Raw genomic sequence first — 22,814 nt, 5'->3', positions numbered from 1 at the left:
CTGGTAGGTCCCAGGACGAGCTGCGTCTCCGGCTGACTGTCGCCGGCCATCCCCTCGGGCAACGTCCCCGACGTCGAATGCGCTTTCGTGCGCCTTCGGCGACCCCAGACGGCGACCTCTCAGCACTGTTCACCGGGTCTTCGGTGACCCGTCGACGAAGTCGGAAAATCACAAGAAAACGGAACTCTCATGTCTGTCGCTGAAACGCATCAGCATCCCCCTCAAAGAGAAACGAAGAAGAAGCGCTCCGGCACGGTCCGCACCCTGCTGCGCATCCTGCCGTTTGCCAAGTCGGCCGCTCCGCGCATCGTGCTCGGCATGGTGGCGGCGCTGCTGGCGAGCCTTGTCGCGCTCAGCATCCCGCAGGTGCTGCGCTGGCTGGTCGACGGCCCGCTGTCGACCGGCGATCCGACCGCGGTGTGGCCGGCGGCACTGATCGTCGTCGGGCTGGGCGCGGCGGAGGCCGTGTTCATCTCGCTGCGCCGCTGGTTCGTGCTCACGCCGGGCACGCACGTCGAGGCGCGCATGCGCAACGGGCTCTACGCCCAGCTGCAGGACCTGCCCGTGGCGTTCCACGACCGCTGGCCGAGCGGGCAGCTGCTGTCGCGCGCGGTGAGCGACCTCGGCCTGATCCGACGCTGGCTGTCGTTCGGCATCGTGCTGCTCGTCGTCAACGTGGTCACCATCGTGGTCGGTTTCGCCATCCTCATCGGATGGAACTGGATCCTGGGGCTGATCTTCTTGGTCTGCTCCATCCCGCTGTGGATCTACGGGTTCGTGTTCGAGGCGAAGTACTCGGTCATCGCCCGCCGCAGCCAGGACCAGGCGGGCGACCTCGCGACCGCCGTCGAAGAGTCGGTGCACGGCATCCGCGTGCTCAAAGCGTTCGGCCGGGGCAAGCACGCCCTCAAGAACTTCGAGTCGCAGGCCGAGCAGCTGCGCGGCACCGAGATCGAGAAGGCGAAGGCCATCGCCGGCATCTGGCTGTGGCTCCTGCTCATCCCTGACGTCGCCTTCGGCATCAGCCTGGTGGTCGGCGTCTGGCTGGCCGCACAGGGCGAGCTGTCCGTCGGCGAGCTGGTCGCGTTCTTCGCGACGGCGACCGTGCTGCGCTTCCCGATCGAGTCGATCGGCTTCCTGCTCTCGATGACGTTCGACACGCGCACCGCGGCCGACCGCTTCTTCGAGGTCATGGACGAGGTCAACACGATCACCGACCCGGCCGAGCCGAAGCGGATCGCGGACCCGAAGGGCGAGCTCGTCTTCGACGACGTGCACTTCCGGTACCAGGACGCGCCGGAGCGCTTCCCCGACCTGCTCGACGGCGTGCGCCTGACGGTGGAGCCGGGGGAGACGATGGCGCTCGTCGGCCTGACCGGAAGCGGCAAGTCCACGCTGACGGCGCTCACCACGCGGCTCTACGACGTGACGGGCGGGGCCGTGCGCATCGACGGCGTCGACGTGCGCGATCTCACCCGCTACGACCTGCGGAAGGCGATCGCGATGGCGTTCGAGGATGCGACGCTGTTCTCGGCCTCCGTGCGTGACAACGTCCTGCTCGGCCGCGACGACCTCGACCCTGCCTCCCCGGAAGCCGAGCGCGTCCTCACCGAGGCGCTCGAGATCGCGCAGGCGGGATTCGTCTACGAGCTTCCCGAGGGGCTCGAGACGAAGGTCGGCGAGGAGGGACTCAGCCTCTCCGGCGGACAGCGGCAGCGGCTCGCGCTCGCGCGTGCGGTCGCCGCGGCCCCCAGTGTGCTGGTGCTCGACGACCCGCTCTCGGCGCTCGACGTCGACACGGAGGCGCTCGTCGAGGCCGCGCTGCGGCGGGTGCTCGCCTCCACGACGGCCCTGATCGTCGCGCATCGCCCCTCCACCGTGATGCTCGCCGACCGGGTGGCGCTCCTCGAGGAGGGCCGCATCACCGCCGTCGGCACGCACCACGACCTGCTCGCCTCGAGCGAGCACTACCGGTTCGTCATCTCCAGCCTGGAGGACGACGAGAACGAGGAGATCCTGCAGGAGGTGAACTTGTGAGCAGCACGACCGTACTGGGTGTCGAGGGCGAAGAGCGGCACGACCTCAGCAAGGAGGAGAGCAGGCAGGTGCGCAGGCGCTCGCTGCGCCTGCTGGGCTCGCTCCTGCAGCCTCTGCGCGTCCGGTTGATCCTGACGGCGGTCGTCGTCGTGATCAGCACGGCCGGGCAGGTGGCAGGACCGGCGATCATCGCGTTCGGCATCGACAACGGCATCACGGCGCTGCAGTCGCAGAACTGGCTGCCCGTCGCGGCCGCCGGCGTCGCGTACCTGCTGACCGGGATCGTCGGAGCGGTCCTGATCGCCTGGTACACGATCTTGAGCGCTCGGATCAGCCAGGCCATCCTGATCGACCTGCGCAAGCGGGTGTTCCTGCACACGCAGAAGCTCTCGCTCGAGTTCCACGAGTCGTACACGTCTGGTCGCATCATCTCGCGCCAGACGAGCGACCTGGACTCGATCCGCGAACTGCTCGACTCCGGCATCAACCAGCTGGTGCAGGGCTTCCTGTACATGCTGTTCATCGCGATCGCGCTGTTCGCCCTGGACTGGGTGAGCGGCGTGGTGCTGCTGTGCTCGCTCGTGCCGCTCTACCTGCTCACGCGCTGGTTCCAGAAGCGCTCGCAGGTGCTGTTCCGCATCTCGCGGGTGGCGTCGGCGAAGCTGATCGTGCAGTTCGTCGAGACCATGACGGGGATCCGCGCGGTCAAGGCGTTCCGCAAGGAGAAGCGCAACGAGAAGGAGTTCGGCGACCTCGTCGAGGACTACCGCGACGTGAACGCGCGCGTCATCCAGCTGTTCGGGATCTTCGACCCCGGGCTCGTGATGATCGGCAACGTGACCGTCGGCGTCGTCCTGCTGGTGGGCGGCTTCCGCGTCGCCGATGGCCAGCTCGCCATCGGCGTGCTGCTGGCGGCCCTGCTCTACACCCGGCGCTTCTTCGACCCGATGGAGGAGATGGCGATGTTCTACAACTCCTACCAGTCGGCCGCGGCCGCGCTCGAGAAGATCTCCGGCGTGCTGGAGGAGGAGCCGAGCGTCCCCGATCCGGTGAAGCCGGTCGACCTCTGGACGGCGGAGGGGCACGTGCGGTTCGACGACGTCGCCTTCGCCTACAAGGAGGACCGCGTCATCCTGCCGGAATTCAGTCTGGACATCCCGGCCGGGCAGACGATCGCCCTGGTCGGCTCGACCGGTGCGGGCAAGTCCACGCTGGCGAAGCTGATCTCGCGGTTCTACGACCCGAGCCGCGGTGAGGTGTCGCTGGACGGTGTGGATCTGCGCGACCTGCACCCGAAGGACCTCCGGCGCGCCATCGTCATGGTCACGCAGGAGGCGTACCTCTTCAGCGGGTCCGTCGCCGACAACATCGCACTGGGCAAGCCCGACGCGACGCGGGACGAGGTCGTGGAGGCGGCTAAGGCGGTCGGCGCCCACGAGTTCATCGAGGGACTGCCGAACGGCTACGACACCGACGTGAACAAGCGCGGCGGACGGGTGTCCGCGGGTCAGCGTCAGCTGATCTCGTTCGCCCGTGCCTTCCTGGCCGATCCGGCGGTGCTCATCCTGGACGAGGCGACCAGCTCGCTGGACATCCCGAGCGAGCGTCTGGTGCAGGAGGCGCTGCAGACGCTGCTCGCCGACCGCACCGCCGTGATCATCGCGCACCGTCTGTCGACGGTCGCGATCGCGGACCGCGTGCTGGTCATGGAGCACGGCCGCGTGGTCGAGGACGGCACTCCGGGCGACCTGATCGCCGGCACCGGCCGCTTCGCCCAGCTGCACGCGGCGTGGCGGGACTCGCTGGTGTGACGGGAGGGACCGGGCCGGGAGGCCGTGGTTCCGGAGGGGCGGCGCGTAGCGGTACGCGTCGCCCCTCCGCCGTGATCCCCGCGGTAGGGGTTGTCAGCCCGCGGGTGACCAGGTCGCGCGTGCCCGGCGCGGACGGAGGACGCGATGCCCACGTTCGGTGTCGGCACGGAAGAAGGAGAGGCGCTCGCGGAGGCCCGAGCGCAGGGCGCCCGTGAGAACCCGCACGTCGGCGCCCGCGTCGATGCACTCGCTCGCGTACGCCGGATCCGCCTCCCGCGCGCTCGCGCCGTCGACGACGCTCAGGCAGCCGGCCGTTACGGCGCGGGAGGCGGAGGCGATGATCGACACGTGCGAGGTGGCGGGGGCGACGATCGCGCGGACGGCACGGGCGAGCTCGGACTGCTCGGCCGGACGGGTCGCCGCGCGACCGGGGAACCCGTCGCCGAGGTCGAGGGTCTCGAACCGGAGACCCACCGCGGCGCGCACATCCGCGGCCACGGCGGCGGCGTGGGCGATCTCGGCGACGTAGCCGGACGGAGACGAGTGCGCCGGGGGCTGGAGGGAGAGCCCACCGACGCACACATCCCGGTCGGAGGCCGCGCGGACGGCGCGGACGATGTGATCGGGCGCGAACCCGCGCGACGCACGATGCGCGGAGCGCGGATCGGCCAGAGGGCGAAGGCGGAGCAGCACGCGGACGTCGTCCGGTGCGCCGGCGAACGCGTCCAGGTCGTTCTGCGCGTCCACGACGAAGCGGCGGACGCCCGCGGCGTAGGCCGCGTCCACCTCCGAGCGATGCGCGAGGAGGCCGGTGTGGAGGAACCGCGGGCGGCCGTCGCGAGCGATGACGGCGTTCACGGAGGCGGGGGTCGCGACCTCGAAGGCCCCGCTCGCGGCCGCGATCGCGTCGAGGAGGGCGGGGTGCGAGAGTGCGCTCACGTCGTAGTGCACATCCACCCACGGGAAGGCGGCACGCAGCTCGAGGTAGCGGCCGGCCGCGCGCTCCACGTCGATGACGACGAGCGGTGGCTCGCGGAGGTCGCCCGCCGTCACCGCCGCCGGCGCCGCAGGGGCGCCGATCGGGTCGGCGGTTCGGGTGACGGCGGGCATCGGGTGTTCTCCTCGGGATTAGGTGAGCTTGTCTCAGATGATCCTCGCGCCGCCGCGCGTCCCGCATCCGGGGGGTCACCTGAACCGATTGCGTGCATCCACGGATGAAGTGGACGCGCCGCCGGGCGAGGATGGGTGCATGTATCTGCGTGTAGTGATCGTCGACGACCACGCACGCTTCCGTGCGCAGGCGGCGGAACTGCTGCAGATCGAGCAGTTCGCGGTCGTGGGCGACGCCGACACCGGCGCCGGCGGCGTCGAGTTGAGCCGACGGCTGGCACCCGACCTCGTCCTGCTCGATGTCGGGCTGCCCGACGCGAGCGGGTTCGATCTCGTGGCCGACATGCACGCCACCGGCGCGGCGGTCGTTCTGACCTCCAGCCGGTCGTTCCGCGACTACGGCCGCCGCGTGGCCGACAGCGGCGCAGAGGGATTCATCACCAAAGGCGACCTGACCGGCCCGGCGATCCGCAGTCTGCTACGTTAGGCGCGTGGTAGCGGGAGAGAATTCGGTTCCCCGCGCGCTTCGGGTCGCGGTCGCCGACGACGCGGTTCTGCTCCGCGAAGGCATCGGTCAGATCCTGCGCGCGGGCGGTGTGGAGGTCGTCGCCTCCGTCGACACGGCGGAGGAAGTGCTCGCCGTCGTCGCTGCGGACGACGCGATCGATGCCGTGGTGCTCGACATCAAGATGCCGCCGTCCCACACGGACGAAGGCCTGAGGGCTCTCGAGACGCTCCGGGCCGGCGGCTCCACCGTCGGCGTCCTGCTGCTGTCGATGTACACGACGGCGTCGTACGCGATCCGCGCGATGAGCGCGGGCAGCGGAACGGGCTATCTGCTGAAAGACCGCGTCGCGGATGGGGAGTCCCTCGTCAACGCCGTACGCACCGTCGCCGCAGGTGGGTCGGTCGTCGACCCCGAGGTCGTGCAGCTGCTCGTGACGGCCCGCTCGTCGGAGCGCACGGTGGAGGCGCTCTCCGCTCGGGAACGCGACGTGCTCAGCCGCATGGCGGAGGGCAAGTCCAACGTCGGTATCGCGGCGGAGCTGCACCTCAGCCTCCGCACCGTGGAGTCGCACATTGGGCACATCATGGCCAAGCTCGGTATCGAGGACTCCGCCGAGGGACACCGGCGGGTCCTCGCCGTGCTGCGCTTCCTCGGCAAGGACGGCTGACGGCGGTGAACGTCGCGCGCAGCTGGCTCCGCGCGCTCGCCGTGACCGTCACGATCGCGTCGAACGTGCTGGCCCAGGTGGCGAGCGCGGTGACGGGGAACTACGGCCCGCGACCGCAGGGTCTCGGCTGGGCGATCGTCTTCGTCGCGGTGGCGTTCGTCTACGTCGTGTGCGCGATCATCGCCTGGAAGGCCGTGCGCAGTCCCGTCCCGGGCTGGCTGATGATCGGCGCTGCGCTGCTCTGGTCGGCGGGCGCCTGGTATCCGCTCGCGCGCGGGATCGGCTGGCTCTGGCCCCCAGTGGCCGGCGTCACCGACCTGTGGGCGATCTTCGTCGGCGCCCTGGTGCTCTGCTATCCGACCGGTCGCTTCTCGCGCACGGACCGCATCCTCCTGCTGGCCGGGAGCGGGGCGATCCTGGTGCGCTTCATCGGGACACTGCTCTTCAGCTCGCCGTCGGGCTCCGAGTGCGGCTGCGTCCAGAACGTCTACGCGGTGCTGCCCAACGACGACGCGGACTTCTGGCTGGGGGTGGCCTGGCGTGCCGTGGGGCTGGCGCTGATGATCACGATCGCCGTCCGGCTCGCAGTGCGCTGGTTCACCAGCTCCCTGCCCGCGCGTCGCGTCTCGTTCGTCATGCCGCTGGCCATCGTGCTCTGGTGCTACGGCACGGTCCAGGACTCGCTGAGCTTCACCCTCGGCTGGGACGGCGGGTGGCTGCAGTTCATCCCGCCGTTCGCCATCGCGCTCATCCCGCCTGCGTTCGTGGGCGGGGTCTTCTACGCGCGTGGACTGCGCTCGCGCGTCGCCGACCTCGTCATCGTCGCGCGCGACAAGGTCGACCGAGCGCTGTGGGAGTCGAGCCTGGCACGCACGCTGCACGACCCCTCGCTCCGGGTGTACTGGTGGGACGAGCAGCAGCGGGCGTTCCTCACGAGTGACGGCGAGCACGTCCCGGACGACGGCGACCGCGATCGACGCGGGCGCTCCACCCTGGCGATCGACTCCGACCAGGGCCCGATCGCGCTGATCGAGCACGACATCGCGCTCAGCCAGGACGACCGGCTGCTCGACGCCGTCTCCTCGGCGCTGCTTCTCTCGGTCGACAACGACCGGCTGCGCGGGAGGCTCGAGCGGACCATCCAGGAGCTCCGGGAGTCCCGCCTCCGCATCGTGGAGGAAGGATACCTCGCGCGACGTCGCCTCGAGCGCGATCTGCACGACGGCTCGCAGCAGCAGCTCGTGTCGCTGGCGATCAGTCTGCGGATCGCGACGGCGAAGGCGGAGGCGGCCGGGAACACGGAGGTCGCCGGCGATCTCGAGCGGGCGTCGGCGCAGCTGGCGGACGCGCTGAAGGAGCTCCGCGAACTGGCCAGGGGCATCCACCCGACGGTGCTCACGGACGGCGACCTCGGCTCGGCGCTGGAGGAGCTGGGGCAGCGCAGCCACCTCCCGGTCGAGGTGCGGGTCGACACGACCGACCGGTTCGCGAACGTCATCGAGGAGACCATCTACTACTCGGTCTCGGAGTGCCTGGCCAATGCCGCCAAGCATGCCGGGGCGCGCAACTGCGCTGTGCTCGTCACCCGACGCGACGACAACGTCTCGGTCGTCGTGAAAGACGACGGCGCAGGCGGTGCGCGCTTCGAACCCGGCGGCGGGCTGGAAGGCATCCGCGACCGCGTGGAGGCCGTCAACGGCCGCGCCGAGCTGCGGTCGGTGACAGGCCTGGGGACCATCCTGGAGCTGACCATCCCGGTGCCGACCTCCGCAGCCCCCGACGACGGCAAACGGAGCGAGTGACTCGAGGCGGAGGTGGCCCCGCTACTTGCTCTTCGCGGGCAGCGCGGCGTAGACCTGCTGACCGATGGCGAACGCGGACCAGCCGCCGGGGCACTTCGCCGCGGTCTTCGGCACGCCGTCGATCGGCCACCAGCTGTCCTGGATCGCCGCCTTCGGCGCGGTCGTCTGCTCGTTGCACACATCTTTGGCGAGGAGCGTCGGCGAGGTGTACGTCATGATCGCGGCGCCGGTCTGCGTGTCGTAGTCGACCCGGATGATCGTCGCGTCGTCGGGGACGAACTTCGGCGAGCCGAAGACAGCCGTGTCCGCCGCCTTGAACTCCTTGGCGGAGTCGAAGATCTGCGCATCGACGTGCGGGGTGAATGCGGCGACCACCGAGCATCCGGACAGGGCGAGGGCAGCGGCGGAGGCCGCCACGGCGAGGCCGACGGCTCGGTATCGGGGCACGGGACGCTCCTGGGTCTCTGATGACATGCGATCCGACTCAGTCAACACCATCAAGCTGGGCGCATCATCGGCCGGAAGGATGATGTTAGCGCGGCTCGTGGCGTGCGACGCGCAGATCGACCCGGTAGGTCGTGACCGTGCCGTCCGCGCGCGGGCCCCCGATCAGCGGCGTCCCCTCGGCGCGGTAGTGCTCCAGCGCGAGCTGTTCGTGGTCCGCCGGCGGGTGCCCGCTGGCGCGGACGACGCGCCACCACGGCACCGTCGAACCGTAATACGCCATGATCTGGCCGACCATGCGCGCCGCGCGCGAGCCGAGCACCGCGGCGACGTCTCCGTAGGTCATGACCTCCCCGGGCGGGATGGACTCCACCACCGTGAGGACCCGTTCGACGAACGAGTCGGAGCCCCCGTCAGAGGTCGAGGGCACCGATGGTCTCGCCGTACTGCGTCTCGCCGACGGGGGAGAAGCCGCTGCGCAGGAAGAACTGCTCCGGGCCGAGCTCGCCCGATTCCCAGATGACGTAGAGACGGTCGTGGCCGCGGCGGCGCGCCTCGTCGGCGAGGGCGCGGACGGCGAACGTGCCGATGCCGCGGCCCTGGTCGTCGGCGTCCACGTTGATGCGCCAGAGGATCGCCCTGAACTCCTCGTGCTCCGCCTCGGCATTGAAGTCGCCCATGATGAAGCCGACGACCTCGTCGCCGTCGAGCACGACGCGCTGCCAGGAGGTGGTGGGGTCGGCGACGGCGGCCGCGGCCGAGTAGGAGACCGGAGCGATGAACTGCTCCTGGCCCGGCTTCAACGTGAGCGCGTTCGCCGCGACCACGGTCCGCGCGCTCAACTCTTCCAGTCTCAACTCAGCCATAACGAAAGGGTAACGTGCCCGGGCGACACTGGCATAGTCGCGTCCCGCCGCCGGAGGCCGGACGGCAATTTGTCTCGATGTCAAGATAGTTGCGCGGCTCAGGTAAGCTGTCTGCGGCTGAAAACGGCAGAGAAGCAGGAGAACCAGTGGACAAGATCAAGGTTGAAGGAACGGTCGTCGAACTCGACGGCGACGAGATGACCCGCATCATCTGGCAGGCGATCAAGGACTCGCTCATCCACCCGTACCTCGACGTGGACCTCGAGTACTACGACCTCGGCATCCAGAAGCGCGACGAGACCGACGACCAGATCACGATCGACGCGGCGCACGCCATCCAGAAGCACGGCGTCGGCGTCAAGTGCGCCACGATCACGCCCGACGAGGCGCGCGTCGAGGAGTTCGGCCTCAAGAAGATGTGGCGGAGCCCGAACGGCACCATCCGCAACATCCTCGGCGGCGTGGTCTTCCGCGAGCCGATCATCATCTCGAACATCCCCCGCCTCGTGCCCGGCTGGAACAAGCCGATCATCATCGGCCGTCACGCGTTCGGCGACCAGTACCGCGCCACCGACTTCACCTTCGACGGCCCGGGCACGCTGACCCTCAGCTTCCAGCCGAACGACGGTGGCGAGGCCCAGAGCTTCGAGGTCTACCAGGCCCCGGGCGCCGGCGTCGCGCTCGCGATGTACAACCAGGACGAGTCCATCCGCGACTTCGCGCGCGCGTCGTTCAACTACGGGCTCGACCGCAACTACCCGGTGTACCTCTCGACCAAGAACACGATCCTGAAGGCCTACGACGGCCGCTTCAAGGACCTGTTCCAGGAGGTCTTCGACACCGAGTACAAGGCGAAGTTCGACGCGGCCGGCCTCACCTACGAGCACCGCCTCATCGACGACATGGTCGCCTCCAGCCTCAAGTGGGAGGGCGGCTACGTCTGGGCGTGCAAGAACTACGACGGCGACGTGCAGTCCGACACCGTCGCGCAGGGCTTCGGCTCGCTGGGACTCATGACCTCCGTGCTGACCACGCCGGACGGCAAGGTCGTCGAGGCGGAGGCCGCGCACGGCACCGTGACGCGCCACTACCGCCAGCACCAGCAGGGCAAGCCGACCTCCACCAACCCGATCGCCTCGATCTTCGCCTGGACGCGCGGCCTCGCGCACCGCGGCAAGCTCGACGGCAACCAGGAGCTCATCGACTTCACGCACACCGTCGAGGACGTCGTCGTGAAGACCGTCGAGGAGGGCAAGATGACCAAGGACCTCGCGCTCCTGGTCGGCCCGGAGCAGCCGTACCTGACCACGGAGGAGTTCCTCGCGGCGATCAGCGACAACCTCCAGGCGCGCATGGGCGCGTAGCGCTCGCCAGCGCACCGGGAGAGGCCCGGCGGACTTCGGTCCGCCGGGCCTCTCTGCGTCTTCGGCGGTCGCCGCGTCGTGGTCGCATCAGCGCTCCGCGCGCCGAAACGCCGGAAATAACCACATCATCTAGTGTACGGCGTGTCGTGTCGCCACTATATGTAGTGTTAACGCTCCGGCATCCCCTCGACATGAAAGGCGCAGGAGACATGAGCATCGTCGTCTACAGCAAGCCCGCGTGCGTGCAGTGCACGGCCACGTACACGGCCCTCGATCGGAAGGGACTCGACTACCGGGTGGTCGACGTCACCACCGATGCCGCCGCCCTCGAGGCGGTGCGCGCGCTCGGCTACGCCCAGGCGCCGGTCGTCGTCGCCGACGGCGAGCACTGGTCGGGGTTCCGGCCCGACCTGATCGGACGGGTCGCGACGAAACTCGGGAAGTGACCGCGGCCGTGACCCGCCTCGTCTATTTCTCGTCCGTGTCCGGGAACACGCATCGGTTCGTGCAGAAGCTCGGTATCGCGGCCGCGCGCATCCCGCTGCGGGCGCACGAGCCGGCGCTGCGGGCGACCGAGCCGTACGTGCTCGTGCTGCCCACGTACGGAGGCGGGGAGGACCGAGCGGCGGTGCCGAAGCAGGTCATCCGCTTCCTCAACGACGACGGCAACCGCAGCCTTCTGCGCGGCGTGATCGGCGCCGGCAACACCAACTTCGGCCCCGCCTACGGGATCGCCGGCGACATCGTCGCGGCGAAGTGCGGCGTGCCCCATCACTACCGCTTCGAACTCTTCGGCACCCCCGAGGACGTCTCCGCGGTGCAGAACGGATTGGAATCCCTGTGGCGACACTGACCGCCGGCCCCGCCGGCCCCGCCGACCTCGACACCGAGACGGCGCTCGACTACCACGCGCTCAACGCCATGCTGAACCTCTACGACGCGGAGGGGCGCATCCAGCTCGAGCGGGACCACGACGCGGCGCGGGCCTACTACCGCCAGCACGTCCTGCCCAACAGCCGGCGCTTCGGCTCGGTCGCCGAGCGCCTGGCCTATCTCGTCGACAACGACTACTACGACCGGGAGGTGCTCGGCCGGTACCCGGTGGCGGCGGTCGAGCGGCTGACCGCGCGGGCCGAGGCGTACGGCTTCCGGTTCCCGACCTTCCTCGGCGCGTTCAAGTTCCACACGTCCTACGCGCTCACGAGCTTCGACGGCTCGACCTATCTGGAGCGCTTCGAGGATCGCGTGGTCATGGTCGCCCTCACTCTGGCCGAGGGCGACGAAGGGTTCGCCGGCCGCATCGTCGACGAACTGATGTCGGGCCGTTTCCAGCCCGCGACACCCACCTTCCTCAACGCGGGCAAGGCGCAGCGCGGCGAACTCGTGTCGTGCTTCCTGCTGCGCATGGAGGACAACATGGAGTCCATCGGTCGCGGCATCACGTCCGCCCTGCAGCTCTCCAAGCGCGGGGGCGGGGTGGCGTTGCTGCTGTCGAACCTCCGGGAGGCCGGCGCACCGATCAAGCACGTCAGGGACCAGTCGTCCGGGGTGATCCCGGTGATGAAGCTCCTCGAAGACTCCTTCAGCTACGCCAATCAGCTCGGTGCACGCCAGGGCGCGGGAGCGGTGTACCTCAGTGCGCACCATCCCGACATCCTGCGCTTCCTGGACACCAAGCGCGAGAACGCGGACGAGAAGATCCGCATCAAGACGCTCTCGCTCGGCGTCGTCGTGCCCGACATCACGTTCGAGCTCGCCCGCGACAACCGCCCGATGCACCTGTTCAGTCCCTACGATGTCGAGCGCGTCCTCGGGGTGCCGTTCGGCGACATCGCGATCAGCGAGAAGTACGACGAGCTGGTCGCCGACCCGCGCATCCGGAAGACCACGATCGATGCCCGGGCGTTCTTCCAGACGCTGGCCGAGATCCAGTTCGAGTCCGGCTACCCGTACATCGTGTTCGAGGACACGGTGAACAGGGCCAACCCGATCGCCGGACGCATCAACATGTCGAACCTGTGCTCCGAGATCCTGCAGGTCAACAGCCCGAGCACTTACGCGGACGACCTCTCGTACGAGCACGTCGGCACGGACATCTCGTGCAACCTCGGCTCACTCAACATCGCGATGGCGATGGATTCGCCGGACTTCGGGCGGACGATCGAGACGGCCGTGCGTGCCCTCTCCGCCGTGTCCGACCAGAGCAGACTGTCGGCCGTCCCGTCGGTCGAGCGCGGCAACGCCGGCGCCCACGCGATCGGCCTCGGGCAGATGAACCTGCACGGGTATCTGGCGCGCGAGCGGATCCACTACGGCAGCGAGGAGGGCATCGACTTCACGAACATGTACTTCCTGACCGTGCTGTTCCACGCCCTGCGCGCCTCGAACCGTCTCGCGATCGAACGCGGCGAGACGTTCCGCGGGTTCGCCGACTCGGCCTACGCGTCGGGAGCGTTCTTCGAGAAATACACCGAGCGCGTGTGGGAACCCGCGACCGAGCGTGTCCGCGCGCTCTTCGCCGAGGCGGGCATTGCCATCCCGACCACCGCCGACTGGGAGAACCTGCGCGCGGAGGTGCGGGAGCACGGGCTCTACAACCAGAACCTCCAGGCCGTGCCGCCGACCGGGTCCATCTCGTACATCAACAACGCGACCTCGTCCATCCACCCCATCGCGTCGAAGATCGAGATCCGCAAGGAGGGGAGGATCGGCCGCGTCTACTACCCGGCGCCGTTCCTCACGAACGACAACCTCGAGTACTACCGTGACGCGTACGAGATCGGCCCGGAGAAGATCATCGACACCTACGCCGCCGCCACGCAGCACGTCGACCAGGGGCTCTCGCTGACCCTGTTCTTCCCGGACACCGCCACGACGCGCGACATCAACCGCGCCCAGATCCACGCCTGGCGGTCGGGTGTGAAGTCGATCTACTACGTGCGCATCCGCCAGCTCGCGCTGGAGGGCACCGAGGTCGAGGGATGCGTCAGCTGCATGCTGTGACGCCCGGCCCACCCCGCACCACACACACGAACCACTGAGGAGAGCCATGTCAGAGAAGGTCGCGCTGATCCGGCGCGTCGATGCCATCAACTGGAACAGGATCGAGGACGAGAAGGACGTCGAGGTGTGGAACCGCCTCACCGCGAACTTCTGGCTGCCCGAGAAGGTGCCGCTCTCGGGCGACGTGCAGTCCTGGGCGAAGCTCACGCCGGAGCAGCAGACGCTCACGATGCGCGTCTTCACCGGGCTGACCCTGCTCGACACCATCCAGGGCACGGTCGGCGCGGTCTCGCTGATCCCCGACGCGCTGACCCCGCACGAGGAGGCGGTGTACACCAACATCGCGTTCATGGAGTCGGTGCACGCCAAGAGCTACTCGTCGATCTTCTCGACCCTGGCCTCCACCCCGGAGATCGACGCGGCGTTCGAGTGGTCGACCGGCAACGCCGCCCTGCAGAAGAAGGCGCGCATCGTGCTCGACTACTACACCGGCGACGACCCGCTGCAGCGCAAGGTCGCCTCGACGCTGCTGGAGTCGTTCCTGTTCTACTCCGGCTTCTACCTGCCGATGTACTGGTCGAGCCGGGCGACTCTGACGAACACGGCGGACCTCATCCGGCTGATCATCCGCGACGAGGCCGTGCACGGCTACTACATCGGCTACAAGTTCCAGCGGGGGCTGGAGCAGGCGGGGGAGCGCAGACGGCACGAGGTGAAGGACTACACCTACGCGCTGCTGCAGGACCTCTACGAGAACGAGCTGGAGTACACCGCCGATCTCTACGACGGCGTCGGCCTCACGGAGGACGTGACCCGGTTCCTCGCCTACAACGCCAACAAAGCCCTGATGAACCTCGGCTACGAGGCGCTCTTCCCGGCCGCGGCGACCGCCGTGAATCCCGCCATCCTGTCGGCGCTGTCGCCCAACGCGGACGAGAACCACGACTTCTTCTCCGGCTCCGGGTCGTCGTACGTGATCGGCACGGCGGTCGAGACGGAAGACGAGGACTGGGCGTTCTGACATCCCGATCCCCCCGGTGAGTGTCGGAGGGGGTCGGCCGTCCACTGCGGCGGCCGACCCCCCCTCGCCTTCCGTCCGCCGGAGATTCCCCGTCTCCACGCTTGCGTTTCTTTTGTTCGTAAGCTTTACTAACAAACATGACCACGACGAGGACGCAGGGTTCGGACGCCGCCACGGCGCCGGCCGACAGTGCGCTCGCGGGTCTCGCCGGCCTCACTCCCGGCCGGGCGCTCCGCCCCCGGGCCAAGGTGCTTCCAGAGCACGCGCGCAGCCACAACCGGTCGCTCGTCCTGCAGACCCTCTACCGGTCGGGAGAGCAGAGCCGGGCCGACCTCGCGCGCGAGACCGGTCTCACCCGCGTGACGGTCTCCGACCTCGTCGCCGAGCTGATCGCCGAGGGCCTGGTCGTCGAGCTCGGCCAGCGCGAGTCGGCACGCCCCGGAAAGCCGGCCGTGCTGCTCGACATCGACCGCGCCGCCCACCAGATCGTCGGCGTCGATCTGAGCGACCACGACCGCTTCCGCGGCGCGGTCATGGACCTCGACGGCGCCATCCTCGCCACGGCCGACCTCCCCCTCGACGGCGCGACAGGGGAGGCGGCCGCGGACAAGGTGCGCCGCCTCGTCGCCGACCTCGTCGCCCTCGCGACCGCGCCGGTGCTCGGCATCGGTGTCGGCTCGCCCGGCGTCGTGGACCTGGCCGGCACCATCCTCACCGCGCCCAACCTGGGGTGGCACGGCCTGCGGCTCCAGGACGAGCTGCAGCTCGCCACCGGGCTGCCGGTCATCGTCGCCAACGACGCCAACGCCGCCGTGCTCGCCGAGCACAGCTACGGGGGAGCGGCGGGCGACCTGATGCTCATCCGCGTCGGGCACGGCATCGGCGCCGGGCTGATCGTCGCCGGCGCGCTCGTCTACGGCAGCCACTTCGCAGCGGGCGAGATCGGGCAGGTCATGGTCGGCACCGATCTCGGGCTCGAGGCGACCTACAACCGCGACCAGGTGCTCGAGCACTGGCTCAGCGTGCCCCGGCTGCGTCGAGGCATCGCCGAGGCGCGGGCCGCCGGCGCCGACGTCACGCCCGCCCTCCGGGAAGCCGGGCAGCGTCTCGGCATCGCCCTCGCCCCCGTCGTGGGCGCCCTCAACCTGTCGGAGATCGTGCTCAGCGGCCCGACCGACCTTCTCGATGGCCCCCTCGCCGAGGCGACCATCCACACGCTCCGGAGCCGGACGATGGCCGAGAACCACGCCGACCTCGCGCTCCGGATGACCACGCAGGGGCAGGACATCGTCCTGCGCGGCGCGGCCGTACTCGTCCTCTCCGGACGGCTCGGGGTCTCGTAACACAGCACTTCGGAACCACCGACCCCTGCACCACGGTGTGGCAACCGCACACATCGACCACCAGAGAAAGCCCGATCATTACGAAAGGAACAGCAATGAAGAGAAAGCTCGTCGGCCTCGCCGCAGTGGCTACGGCTTCCGCTCTCGTGCTCGCGGGATGCGCCTCCGGCGGATCGTCCGCTCCCAGCACCGACGGGAAGGGCAAGACGGTCACCCTGTGGCTCGTCGGCTCCGACACCCCGGATGAGCTGCGGAACTACCTGAAGACGGAGTTCAACAAGGAGACCGGGGCGACCCTCAAGATCGAGCAGCAGGACTGGGGCGACATCGTCACCAAGCTCACCACGGCCCTCCCCGACGCCAACAACACGCCGGACGTCACCGAGATGGGCAACACCCAGTCGCCGACGTTCACCAATGTGGGCGCGTTCCTCGACATCTCCGACATGTACAAGGACCTCGGCGGCGACAACCTGCTGCAGTCCTTCGTCGACGCCGGAAAGGTCGACGGCAAGAACTACACGCTGCCGTACTACTTCGGTTCGCGCTACATGTTCTACCGCAAGGACGTCTACGCGGCGGCGGGCGCCACCGTTCCGACCACGCTGGACCAGTTCAACACCACGGTCGCCGACATCACGGCGAAGAACCCGAAGGGGATCCCGAACGTCTCCGGCTTCTTCCTCGGCGGTCAGGACTGGCGCGACGGCATCTCCTGGATCTTCGCCAACGGCGGGGACATCGCCAAGAAGGACGGCGACAAGTGGGTGGCCACCCTCGACTCCGCCGACTCCCTCACGGGACTGCAGCAGCTCCAGGACCTCTACAAGAACGCGTCCAAGGCGCCGAACGATGCCAAGGACTCGAACCAGTACATCTACCTCAACGACAGCGACCAGACGGTCGACGCGGACGGCAACAAGACGGGCGACACGTCGCTCGCCGCGGCGACCATCATGGCGCCGGGATGGGCCCACTGGTCGATCGGCGACCTCTCTCAGAAGGACGGCAAGGCCGTCCGCACCTGGAACGACGACACCTTCGGCACCTACGTCCTGCCGGGCAACGACGGCAAGCCCGCCCCGGTCTTCGCGGGCGGCTCGAACATCGGCATCTCGGCCAAGACGAAGAACCCGGGCCTGTCCAAGACGCTCCTCAAGATCATCTTCTCGAAGGAGTACCAGGAGATGCTCGGCAAGAACGGCCTCGGCCCGGCGAACTCGGAGTACACCTCCTCGCTCGGCGACGACCAGTTCGCGAAGGCGCTGATCGCGTCCGCGTCCAACTCCAAGCTCACCCCGGCGGCGCCGGGCTGGGCCAAGGTCGAAGCGGCCAACGTGATGGAGGAGTTCTTCTCCAAGATCCGCGACGCGTCCGATCTGAAGGCTCTGGCGCAGGAGTACGACACCAAGATCGACGCTCTCCTCAACGAGAAGAACGGCTGATCGTCCGCTCTCGCACCATGTAGCGACACCCGGAGGGCGAGGGCGCGGAAGAGCCTCTTCCGCGCCCTCGCTCCTGCCCCCAGAATTCTCGGAAGGAGGACCGACGTGACCACCACTCAGGAGGCCCCTGCGGCGACCGGCCGTCCGGCCCGCCCGGCGCACTCGCCGAAGCCGGCCGCCCGCCCCCGCAAGCGGCAGCTCGCCCCGTACGTGCTGATCCTGCCCGCCATCGCCATCCTGCTGCTCGCCCTCGGCTACCCGATCGTGTGGCAGCTCATCACCTCGATGCAGCACTTCGGCCTCGCGCAGCAGTTCGGTCAGCCCGCGCCGTTCGTGTGGTTCGACAACTACGTGACCCTGTTCTCCGATCCGTACATGTGGATCGTGGTCGCCCGGTCGATCGCGTTCTGCCTGGTCACCGCCGCGGTCACCGTGGTGATCGGGGTCGGCCTTGCCCTGATCATGACCGGCGTGCACGCGGTCGTCCGCGTCATCCTCCAGATCGCGCTGCTGCTGGCCTGGGCGATGCCCGTCGTGGCCGCGATGACCGTCTGGAACTGGCTGTTCGACTGGCGTCGCGGCCTCATCAACACCGTCCTCAGCTCGTGGGGCCTGGACTTCCAGGGCCACAACTGGCTGCAGAACCCGCTCTCGTTCTTCTTCGTCGCGATGGTCATCGTGGTGTGGATGAGCGTCCCGTTCGTCGCCTTCTCGGTCTACGCCGGACTCACTCAGGTCTCGAGCGAGGTGCTCGAGGCCGCCCAGATGGACGGCGCGAAGGGCTTCCAGCGCCTGCGCTACATCATCCTGCCGATGATCCGCCCGGTGCTCGGCATCGTGCTGCTGCTCCAGATCATCTGGGATCTGCGCGTCTTCACCCAGATCAAGCTGCTGCAGGACAAGGGCTCCATCGCGAGCGAGACCAACCTGCTCGGCACCTACATCTACCAGCTCGGCGTCGGGTCGAGCGACTTCGCGATGGCGAGCGCCGTCTCGGTGTTCGTGCTCATCCTGACCGTCGCCCTGAGCTGGTTCTACGTCCGCTCGCTGATCAAGGAGGACGAGTCGTGACCACCGCGTCGACCGCATCCACCGCATCCGCCACCGCCGCCCAGACGGCGCCCGCCCGCAGGCTGCGCCAGAAGGTGCGGCCGGGCCGCGTCGTGCTCGGCGTCGTCGCCGTCGTGATCGCCCTGATCTGGGTCTTCCCGGTCTACTGGATGGTCAACTCGTCACTGCTGCCGAACGTCGTGCTGCAGAACACCACGCCGACCTGGCTGCCGTTCGGCGGCTCGTTCGACAACTTCACCGCCGTGATCGCCGGGGGCACGTTCTTCCCCGCCCTCGGGATGAGCCTGACCATCGCGCTCATCACGGTGGTGGTGTGCCTGGCGTTCGCGTTCCTCGCGGCGCTGGCGATCAGCCGCTTCCGGTTCCGCGGGCGCACGTCGTTCGTGCTGGCCGTGCTGCTGATCCAGATGCTCCCCGCGGAGGGTCTCTTCATCGCGCAGTACAAGCTGATGGGCAGCCTCGGCCTGCTCAACTCCGTCATCGGCGTCAGCATCCTCTACATCGCGGCGGTCGTGCCGTTCACGATCTGGATGCTGCGCGGCTTCGTCGCGGGCATCCCCGCCGACCTGGAGGAAGCGGCGATGGTGGACGGCCTGAGCCGCACGCAGGCCTTTCTGCGCATCACCTTCCCGCTGCTGGCGCCGGGCCTCGTCGCCTCGGGCGTGTACGCGTTCCTGCAGGCCTGGAACGAGTTCACCGTCGCGCTGGTCATCCTGCAGGAGAACAGCAGCCAGACGCTCCCGCTGTGGCTGCGCGGCTTCATCCAGCAGTCCGCCTCGCGCGCGACCGACTGGGGCCAGGTCATGGCCGCGTCCACCCTGGTGGCGGTCCCCGTCATCATCTTCTTCCTGATCGTGCAGGGCCGGATGACCAGCGGGCTCGTCAGCGGGGCGGTGAAGGGGTGACCGGCACGGCCGCCGCCGAACCCCGCCTCCTCGACCCCGCCCTCGCGCACCGCATCGCCGCCACCCTCCTCCCCGGATTCGTCGGCACGACGCTGCCGGACTGGCTGGAACGGCGGCTGCGCGACGGCCTCGGCGGCGTGTGCCTCTTCGGCCCGAACATCGTCTCGGCCGCCCAGCTGCGCGCCCTCACGGATGCGATCTACGCGGCCAATCCCGACGCGATCGTCGCGATCGACGAGGAGGGTGGAGACGTCACCCGGCTGCACTACGCGACCGGGTCGCCCTACCCGGGCAACGCTGTCCTCGGCCGCCTCGCCGACACCGGCCGCACCGAGGAGGTCGCCCGGCGGGTCGGAGCCGAACTGCGCGCCGTCGGCGTGAACCTCGACTTCGCCCCCGACGTCGACATCAACTCCAACCCGGACAACCCCGTCATCGGCGTCCGCAGCTTCGGCACATCCCCCACGGTGGTCGCCGAGCACGGCGCGGCCTGGGTGCGCGGCCTCCAGGCCGCCGGCGTCGCGGCGTGCGCGAAGCACTTCCCGGGACACGGGGACACGGACCAGGACTCGCACCTCGAGCTGCCGGTCGTCGACCGCTCCGCCGCCGAGCTCCGCGACCGCGAGCTGGTGCCGTTCCGCGCGGCCGTCGAGGCGGGGACCCGCACGGTCATGACGTCCCACATCCTCCTCCCGCAGCTCGACGCGGCCCAGCCCGCGACGTTCAGCACCCCTGTCGTCGACGGGCTGCTGCGCGGTGAGCTGGGCTTCGACGGTGTGGTCGTGACCGACGCCCTCGACATGCACGGCGCGAGCGGAGAGCGGGGCATTCCGGAGGCGGCGGTGCTGGCGCTCGCCGCGGGCTGCGACCTCCTGTGCCTGGGCACGGAGAACACGGACGAGCAGCTCGCCGCCATCGAGCGGGCCGTCGCCGCCGCGATCGGCCAGGGCCGGCTCTCCGCCGACCGCGTCGCGCAGGCGGCGGGGCGTGTGCTCCGCCTCGCGACCGACCTGCGCGCGGAGGACGGGGAGGCCGTGTCCGGCGCCGGCTCGGTGGTCGACCCCGCCGACCTCGACTCCGCGGAGGTCGCGGCGGTCGTCGCGGCGTTCGACCTGACGGACGGCGCTCGGCGGTGGCGGGAAGCCGGACACTACGACTACACGGTGGTGAGGCTGGAGACCGTCGCCAACATCGCGGTCGGGACGGCTCCGTGGGGACCGTTCGCCGAAGCGGCGGCCGAACCGGACGCAAGCGCATCCGTCGCGTTCTCCTCCCGTCCGACCGTCGTGCTGGCGGAGGGCGATCCCGCCCCGTCGATGCCGCCCGCCGGAGCGATCGTCGTGATCGGCAAGGACAACCACCGTCACGCCTTCGCCCGCGCGGCGATCGACCGCCTGCGTGCCTCCGACGCCGACGTGCTCGTGGTCGACATGGGCTGGCCGGCGGATGACCGCCGCTATGCCGACATCGCCACCTACGGCGGGTCCCGCCTGCTGGGCCGGGCGCTGCTCGACCTGCTCGGACCCGGCTCATGAGGCTGGGCATCGACATCGGCGGCACCAAGACCGACGCGGTCGCCGTCGACGAGAGCGGCGCGCTCGCGCAGCGCATCCGCCTCGCGACCGGCTTCGGGCACGCCGCGGTCGTCGAGACCGCTGTGACCGCGGTCGCGCGCATCGGCGAGTTGACCGGCATCGACGTGCGGGGCTTCGCCTCCATCGGCATCGGCATCCCCGGACTGGTCGACACCGCCTCCGGCGAGGTCGCGCACGCTGTCAACCTCGGGGTCGACCGTCTGCCCCTCGGCGGCGCCCTGGCCGACCGGCTCGGCGTCGGCGTGCGGATCGAGAACGACGTGAAGGCGGCCTCTCTCGGCGCCTACGATGTGCTCGGTCTCGACGGCACCATGGCCTACCTCAACCTCGGCACCGGGATGGCGGCGGGCATCGTGGTGGACGGCCGCCTGTGGCGGGGAGCGACGGGTATCGCCGGCGAGATCGGTCACCTGCCCGTCGACCCGGCCGGCGCCGTGTGCGCGTGCGGGCAGCGCGGCTGCCTCGAGACGGTCGCGAGCGGATCCGCGATCGCACGCCAGTGGCGCACCGACGACCCCATCCCCGCACGCGCGTTGTTCGCCGCGGCGGCCGACGGCGACCGCGAGGCGCAGGCGATCAAGGATAGGCTGGCCGAGGGCATCGCTGCCGCAGTGCGCGTCCTGGTGCTGACCGTCGACGTCGACACCGTGGTGATCGGTGGCGGCCTGAGTCACCTGGGCGACCCGCTGCTCGGCGATGTCCACGAGGTGCTCGAGCGCTGGGGACGGACATCGCCGTTCCTCGCCTCGCTGGCGCTGCCGCAGCGCGCGCGCCTCGTTCCCGCAGGATCACCAGTCGCCGCCCTCGGGGCCGCGATCGTAGGAGGAACAAGTGGCTGAAGTCGTCGTCGTGAAGGATCAGGCCGCCGCGGGCGCCCTGGCCGCGGAGAGCATCGTGGAGCTGATCTCCGGCAAGCCGGACGCGGTGCTCGGGCTCGCGACCGGGTCGACCCCGCTGCCCGTGTACCGGGCGCTGGCATCCCTGGTCGCCGAGCGCGGCGTCGACGTCTCGCACGTGCGCGGGTACGCGCTCGACGAGTACGTCGGGCTGCCCGCCGGGCACCCCGAGTCGTACCGTTCGGTCATCCACCGCGAGGTCGTCGAGCCCCTCGGGCTGACCCCGTCGCTCATCCACGTGCCCAACGGTGCACGGGAGACCATCGAGCACGCGGGCCTCGACTACGAGAAGGCGATCGCCGAGTCCGGCGGCGTCGACGTGCAGATCCTCGGCATCGGAACCGACGGTCACATCGGCTTCAACGAGCCCGGCTCGTCGTTCGCGTCGATCACCCGCGTCAAGACCTTGACCGAGCAGACCCGCAAGGACAACGCCCGCTTCTTCGACTCCGAGGCCGACGTCCCCATGCACTGCATCACCCAGGGCCTCTCGACCATCCTCAAGGCGCGCCACCTGCTGCTGCTCGCGTTCGGCGAGGGCAAGGCCGAGGCGCTCGCGGGTGCGGTGGAGGGTCCGGTGTCGGCCGCCAATCCGGGCTCGGCCATCCAGCTCCACCCGCACGTGACGGTGCTCGTCGACGAAGCCGCCGCCTCGCAGCTGCGAAACCTCGACTATTACCGCTACGCCTATGCGAACAAGCCCGCCTGGCAGAAGCTGTAGGACGCGTCCGCGCTCCCCGGAACTCCGGTGATCGGGCCCGGCACGGGGCGAACCTCCGTTCGAACGGTGGATCGCCCAGCGTGTCGCGACTGACCTCCGGAGTTCCGGTGTTTTGGGCGTGGCCGGGCAACTCCGGAAGTCGGCCACGACACGCGGGTGGCCTCGCCGTGTGGACGGTGTTTTCGGCCGCGGGATCAGCGAACGC

General features: G+C 69.4%; 21 protein-coding genes. 17 read left to right on the top strand and 4 right to left on the bottom strand.

Annotation, left to right across the window (positions count from 1 at the left end; all coding sequences use genetic code 11):
• Positions 1 to 189: 189 nt before the first annotated feature.
• Complete coding sequence (locus IT072_RS15795) at positions 190 to 2,037, top strand: ABC transporter ATP-binding protein (RefSeq protein WP_223357804.1); 1,848 nt, start codon at positions 190 to 192, stop codon at positions 2,035 to 2,037.
• Complete coding sequence (locus IT072_RS15790; RefSeq protein ID WP_223357803.1) at positions 2,034 to 3,848, top strand: ABC transporter ATP-binding protein; 1,815 nt, start codon at positions 2,034 to 2,036, stop codon at positions 3,846 to 3,848. The genes IT072_RS15795 and IT072_RS15790 overlap by 4 nt, the downstream gene beginning before the upstream one ends.
• Before the next feature lie 93 nt (positions 3,849 to 3,941).
• Here IT072_RS15790 and IT072_RS15785 read toward each other — a convergent pair whose 3' ends face one another.
• The gene (locus tag IT072_RS15785) at positions 3,942 to 4,958 is read right to left on the bottom strand and encodes a hypothetical protein (RefSeq protein WP_223357802.1); all 1,017 of its coding nucleotides are present in this window, start codon (positions 4,956 to 4,958) and stop codon (positions 3,942 to 3,944) included.
• A 139-nt stretch (positions 4,959 to 5,097) separates the two neighbouring features.
• On the opposite strand from IT072_RS15785, the gene IT072_RS15780 reads away from it, so the two are divergent.
• From IT072_RS15780 to IT072_RS15770, 3 genes are read left to right on the top strand one after another with little or no spacing between them, the layout of a single operon-like run.
• Complete coding sequence (locus IT072_RS15780) at positions 5,098 to 5,445, top strand: response regulator (protein WP_223357801.1); 348 nt, start codon at positions 5,098 to 5,100, stop codon at positions 5,443 to 5,445.
• A gap of 4 nt (positions 5,446 to 5,449) precedes the next feature.
• Complete coding sequence (locus IT072_RS15775) at positions 5,450 to 6,133, top strand: LuxR C-terminal-related transcriptional regulator (protein WP_223357800.1); 684 nt, start codon at positions 5,450 to 5,452, stop codon at positions 6,131 to 6,133.
• 5 nt (positions 6,134 to 6,138) lie between these two features.
• The gene (locus tag IT072_RS15770) at positions 6,139 to 7,935 is read left to right on the top strand and encodes a sensor histidine kinase (RefSeq protein WP_223357799.1); all 1,797 of its coding nucleotides are present in this window, start codon (positions 6,139 to 6,141) and stop codon (positions 7,933 to 7,935) included.
• 21 nt (positions 7,936 to 7,956) lie between these two features.
• Here the strand turns inward: IT072_RS15770 and IT072_RS15765 are convergent, their stop codons facing one another.
• From IT072_RS15765 to IT072_RS15755, 3 genes are all read right to left on the bottom strand, one after another.
• Entirely contained in the window at positions 7,957 to 8,382 is a 426-nt protein-coding gene (locus tag IT072_RS15765; protein WP_223357798.1) for a hypothetical protein, read from the bottom strand.
• A gap of 85 nt (positions 8,383 to 8,467) precedes the next feature.
• Positions 8,468 to 8,809, bottom strand: a complete 342-nt coding sequence (locus tag IT072_RS15760) for an MGMT family protein (protein WP_223357797.1) — start codon at positions 8,807 to 8,809, stop codon at positions 8,468 to 8,470.
• Positions 8,793 to 9,245: a GNAT family N-acetyltransferase gene (locus tag IT072_RS15755; RefSeq protein ID WP_223357796.1), complete on the bottom strand. Its 453-nt coding sequence runs from the start codon at positions 9,243 to 9,245 to the stop codon at positions 8,793 to 8,795. The genes IT072_RS15760 and IT072_RS15755 overlap by 17 nt, the downstream gene beginning before the upstream one ends.
• Positions 9,246 to 9,391: 146 nt before the next feature.
• On the opposite strand from IT072_RS15755, the gene IT072_RS15750 reads away from it, so the two are divergent.
• The 12 genes from IT072_RS15750 (at position 9,392) to nagB (ending at position 22,609) form a co-directional block, all read left to right on the top strand.
• Positions 9,392 to 10,609, top strand: coding sequence for an NADP-dependent isocitrate dehydrogenase (locus tag IT072_RS15750; protein WP_223357795.1), 1,218 nt, complete (start codon positions 9,392 to 9,394; stop codon positions 10,607 to 10,609).
• Between the two features lie 209 nt (positions 10,610 to 10,818).
• Complete coding sequence (gene nrdH / locus IT072_RS15745) at positions 10,819 to 11,055, top strand: glutaredoxin-like protein NrdH (protein WP_223357794.1); 237 nt, start codon at positions 10,819 to 10,821, stop codon at positions 11,053 to 11,055.
• An 8-nt stretch (positions 11,056 to 11,063) separates the two neighbouring features.
• Complete coding sequence (nrdI, locus tag IT072_RS15740) at positions 11,064 to 11,462, top strand: class Ib ribonucleoside-diphosphate reductase assembly flavoprotein NrdI (protein WP_223361000.1); 399 nt, start codon at positions 11,064 to 11,066, stop codon at positions 11,460 to 11,462.
• A 68-nt stretch (positions 11,463 to 11,530) separates the two neighbouring features.
• Positions 11,531 to 13,612 carry a class 1b ribonucleoside-diphosphate reductase subunit alpha gene (gene nrdE, locus IT072_RS15735; protein ID WP_442786812.1) on the top strand — a complete coding sequence of 694 codons (2,082 nt, stop codon included), beginning with the start codon at positions 11,531 to 11,533 and terminating at the stop codon, positions 13,610 to 13,612.
• 46 nt (positions 13,613 to 13,658) lie between these two features.
• A complete protein-coding gene (gene nrdF / locus IT072_RS15730) occupies positions 13,659 to 14,633 on the top strand; it encodes a class 1b ribonucleoside-diphosphate reductase subunit beta (protein WP_223357792.1) in 975 nt (324 codons plus the stop codon).
• A 137-nt stretch (positions 14,634 to 14,770) separates the two neighbouring features.
• Entirely contained in the window at positions 14,771 to 15,976 is a 1,206-nt protein-coding gene (locus IT072_RS15725; protein WP_223357791.1) for an ROK family transcriptional regulator, read from the top strand.
• A gap of 95 nt (positions 15,977 to 16,071) precedes the next feature.
• Positions 16,072 to 17,421 carry an extracellular solute-binding protein gene (locus tag IT072_RS15720; RefSeq protein ID WP_223357790.1) on the top strand — a complete coding sequence of 450 codons (1,350 nt, stop codon included), beginning with the start codon at positions 16,072 to 16,074 and terminating at the stop codon, positions 17,419 to 17,421.
• A gap of 105 nt (positions 17,422 to 17,526) precedes the next feature.
• Complete coding sequence (locus tag IT072_RS15715; RefSeq protein WP_442786771.1) at positions 17,527 to 18,492, top strand: carbohydrate ABC transporter permease; 966 nt, start codon at positions 17,527 to 17,529, stop codon at positions 18,490 to 18,492.
• A complete protein-coding gene (locus tag IT072_RS15710; RefSeq protein ID WP_223357789.1) occupies positions 18,489 to 19,397 on the top strand; it encodes a carbohydrate ABC transporter permease in 909 nt (302 codons plus the stop codon). The genes IT072_RS15715 and IT072_RS15710 overlap by 4 nt, the downstream gene beginning before the upstream one ends.
• Positions 19,394 to 20,932: a beta-N-acetylhexosaminidase gene (gene nagZ, locus IT072_RS15705; RefSeq protein ID WP_223357788.1), complete on the top strand. Its 1,539-nt coding sequence runs from the start codon at positions 19,394 to 19,396 to the stop codon at positions 20,930 to 20,932. Before IT072_RS15710 ends, nagZ begins: the two co-directional genes overlap by 4 nt.
• Positions 20,929 to 21,831, top strand: coding sequence for an ROK family protein (locus IT072_RS15700; protein WP_223357787.1), 903 nt, complete (start codon positions 20,929 to 20,931; stop codon positions 21,829 to 21,831). Before nagZ ends, IT072_RS15700 begins: the two co-directional genes overlap by 4 nt.
• Positions 21,824 to 22,609: a glucosamine-6-phosphate deaminase gene (gene nagB, locus IT072_RS15695; RefSeq protein WP_223357786.1), complete on the top strand. Its 786-nt coding sequence runs from the start codon at positions 21,824 to 21,826 to the stop codon at positions 22,607 to 22,609. Before IT072_RS15700 ends, nagB begins: the two co-directional genes overlap by 8 nt.
• The last annotated feature ends 205 nt before the right edge of the window (positions 22,610 to 22,814 follow it).

It is taken from the genome of Leifsonia sp. ZF2019 (assembly GCF_019924635.1).
GTDB lineage: Bacteria > Actinomycetota > Actinomycetes > Actinomycetales > Microbacteriaceae > Leifsonia.
The sequence above is the reverse complement of the archived record's forward strand: the minus strand, read 5'-3'. Positions and strand labels throughout refer to the sequence as shown.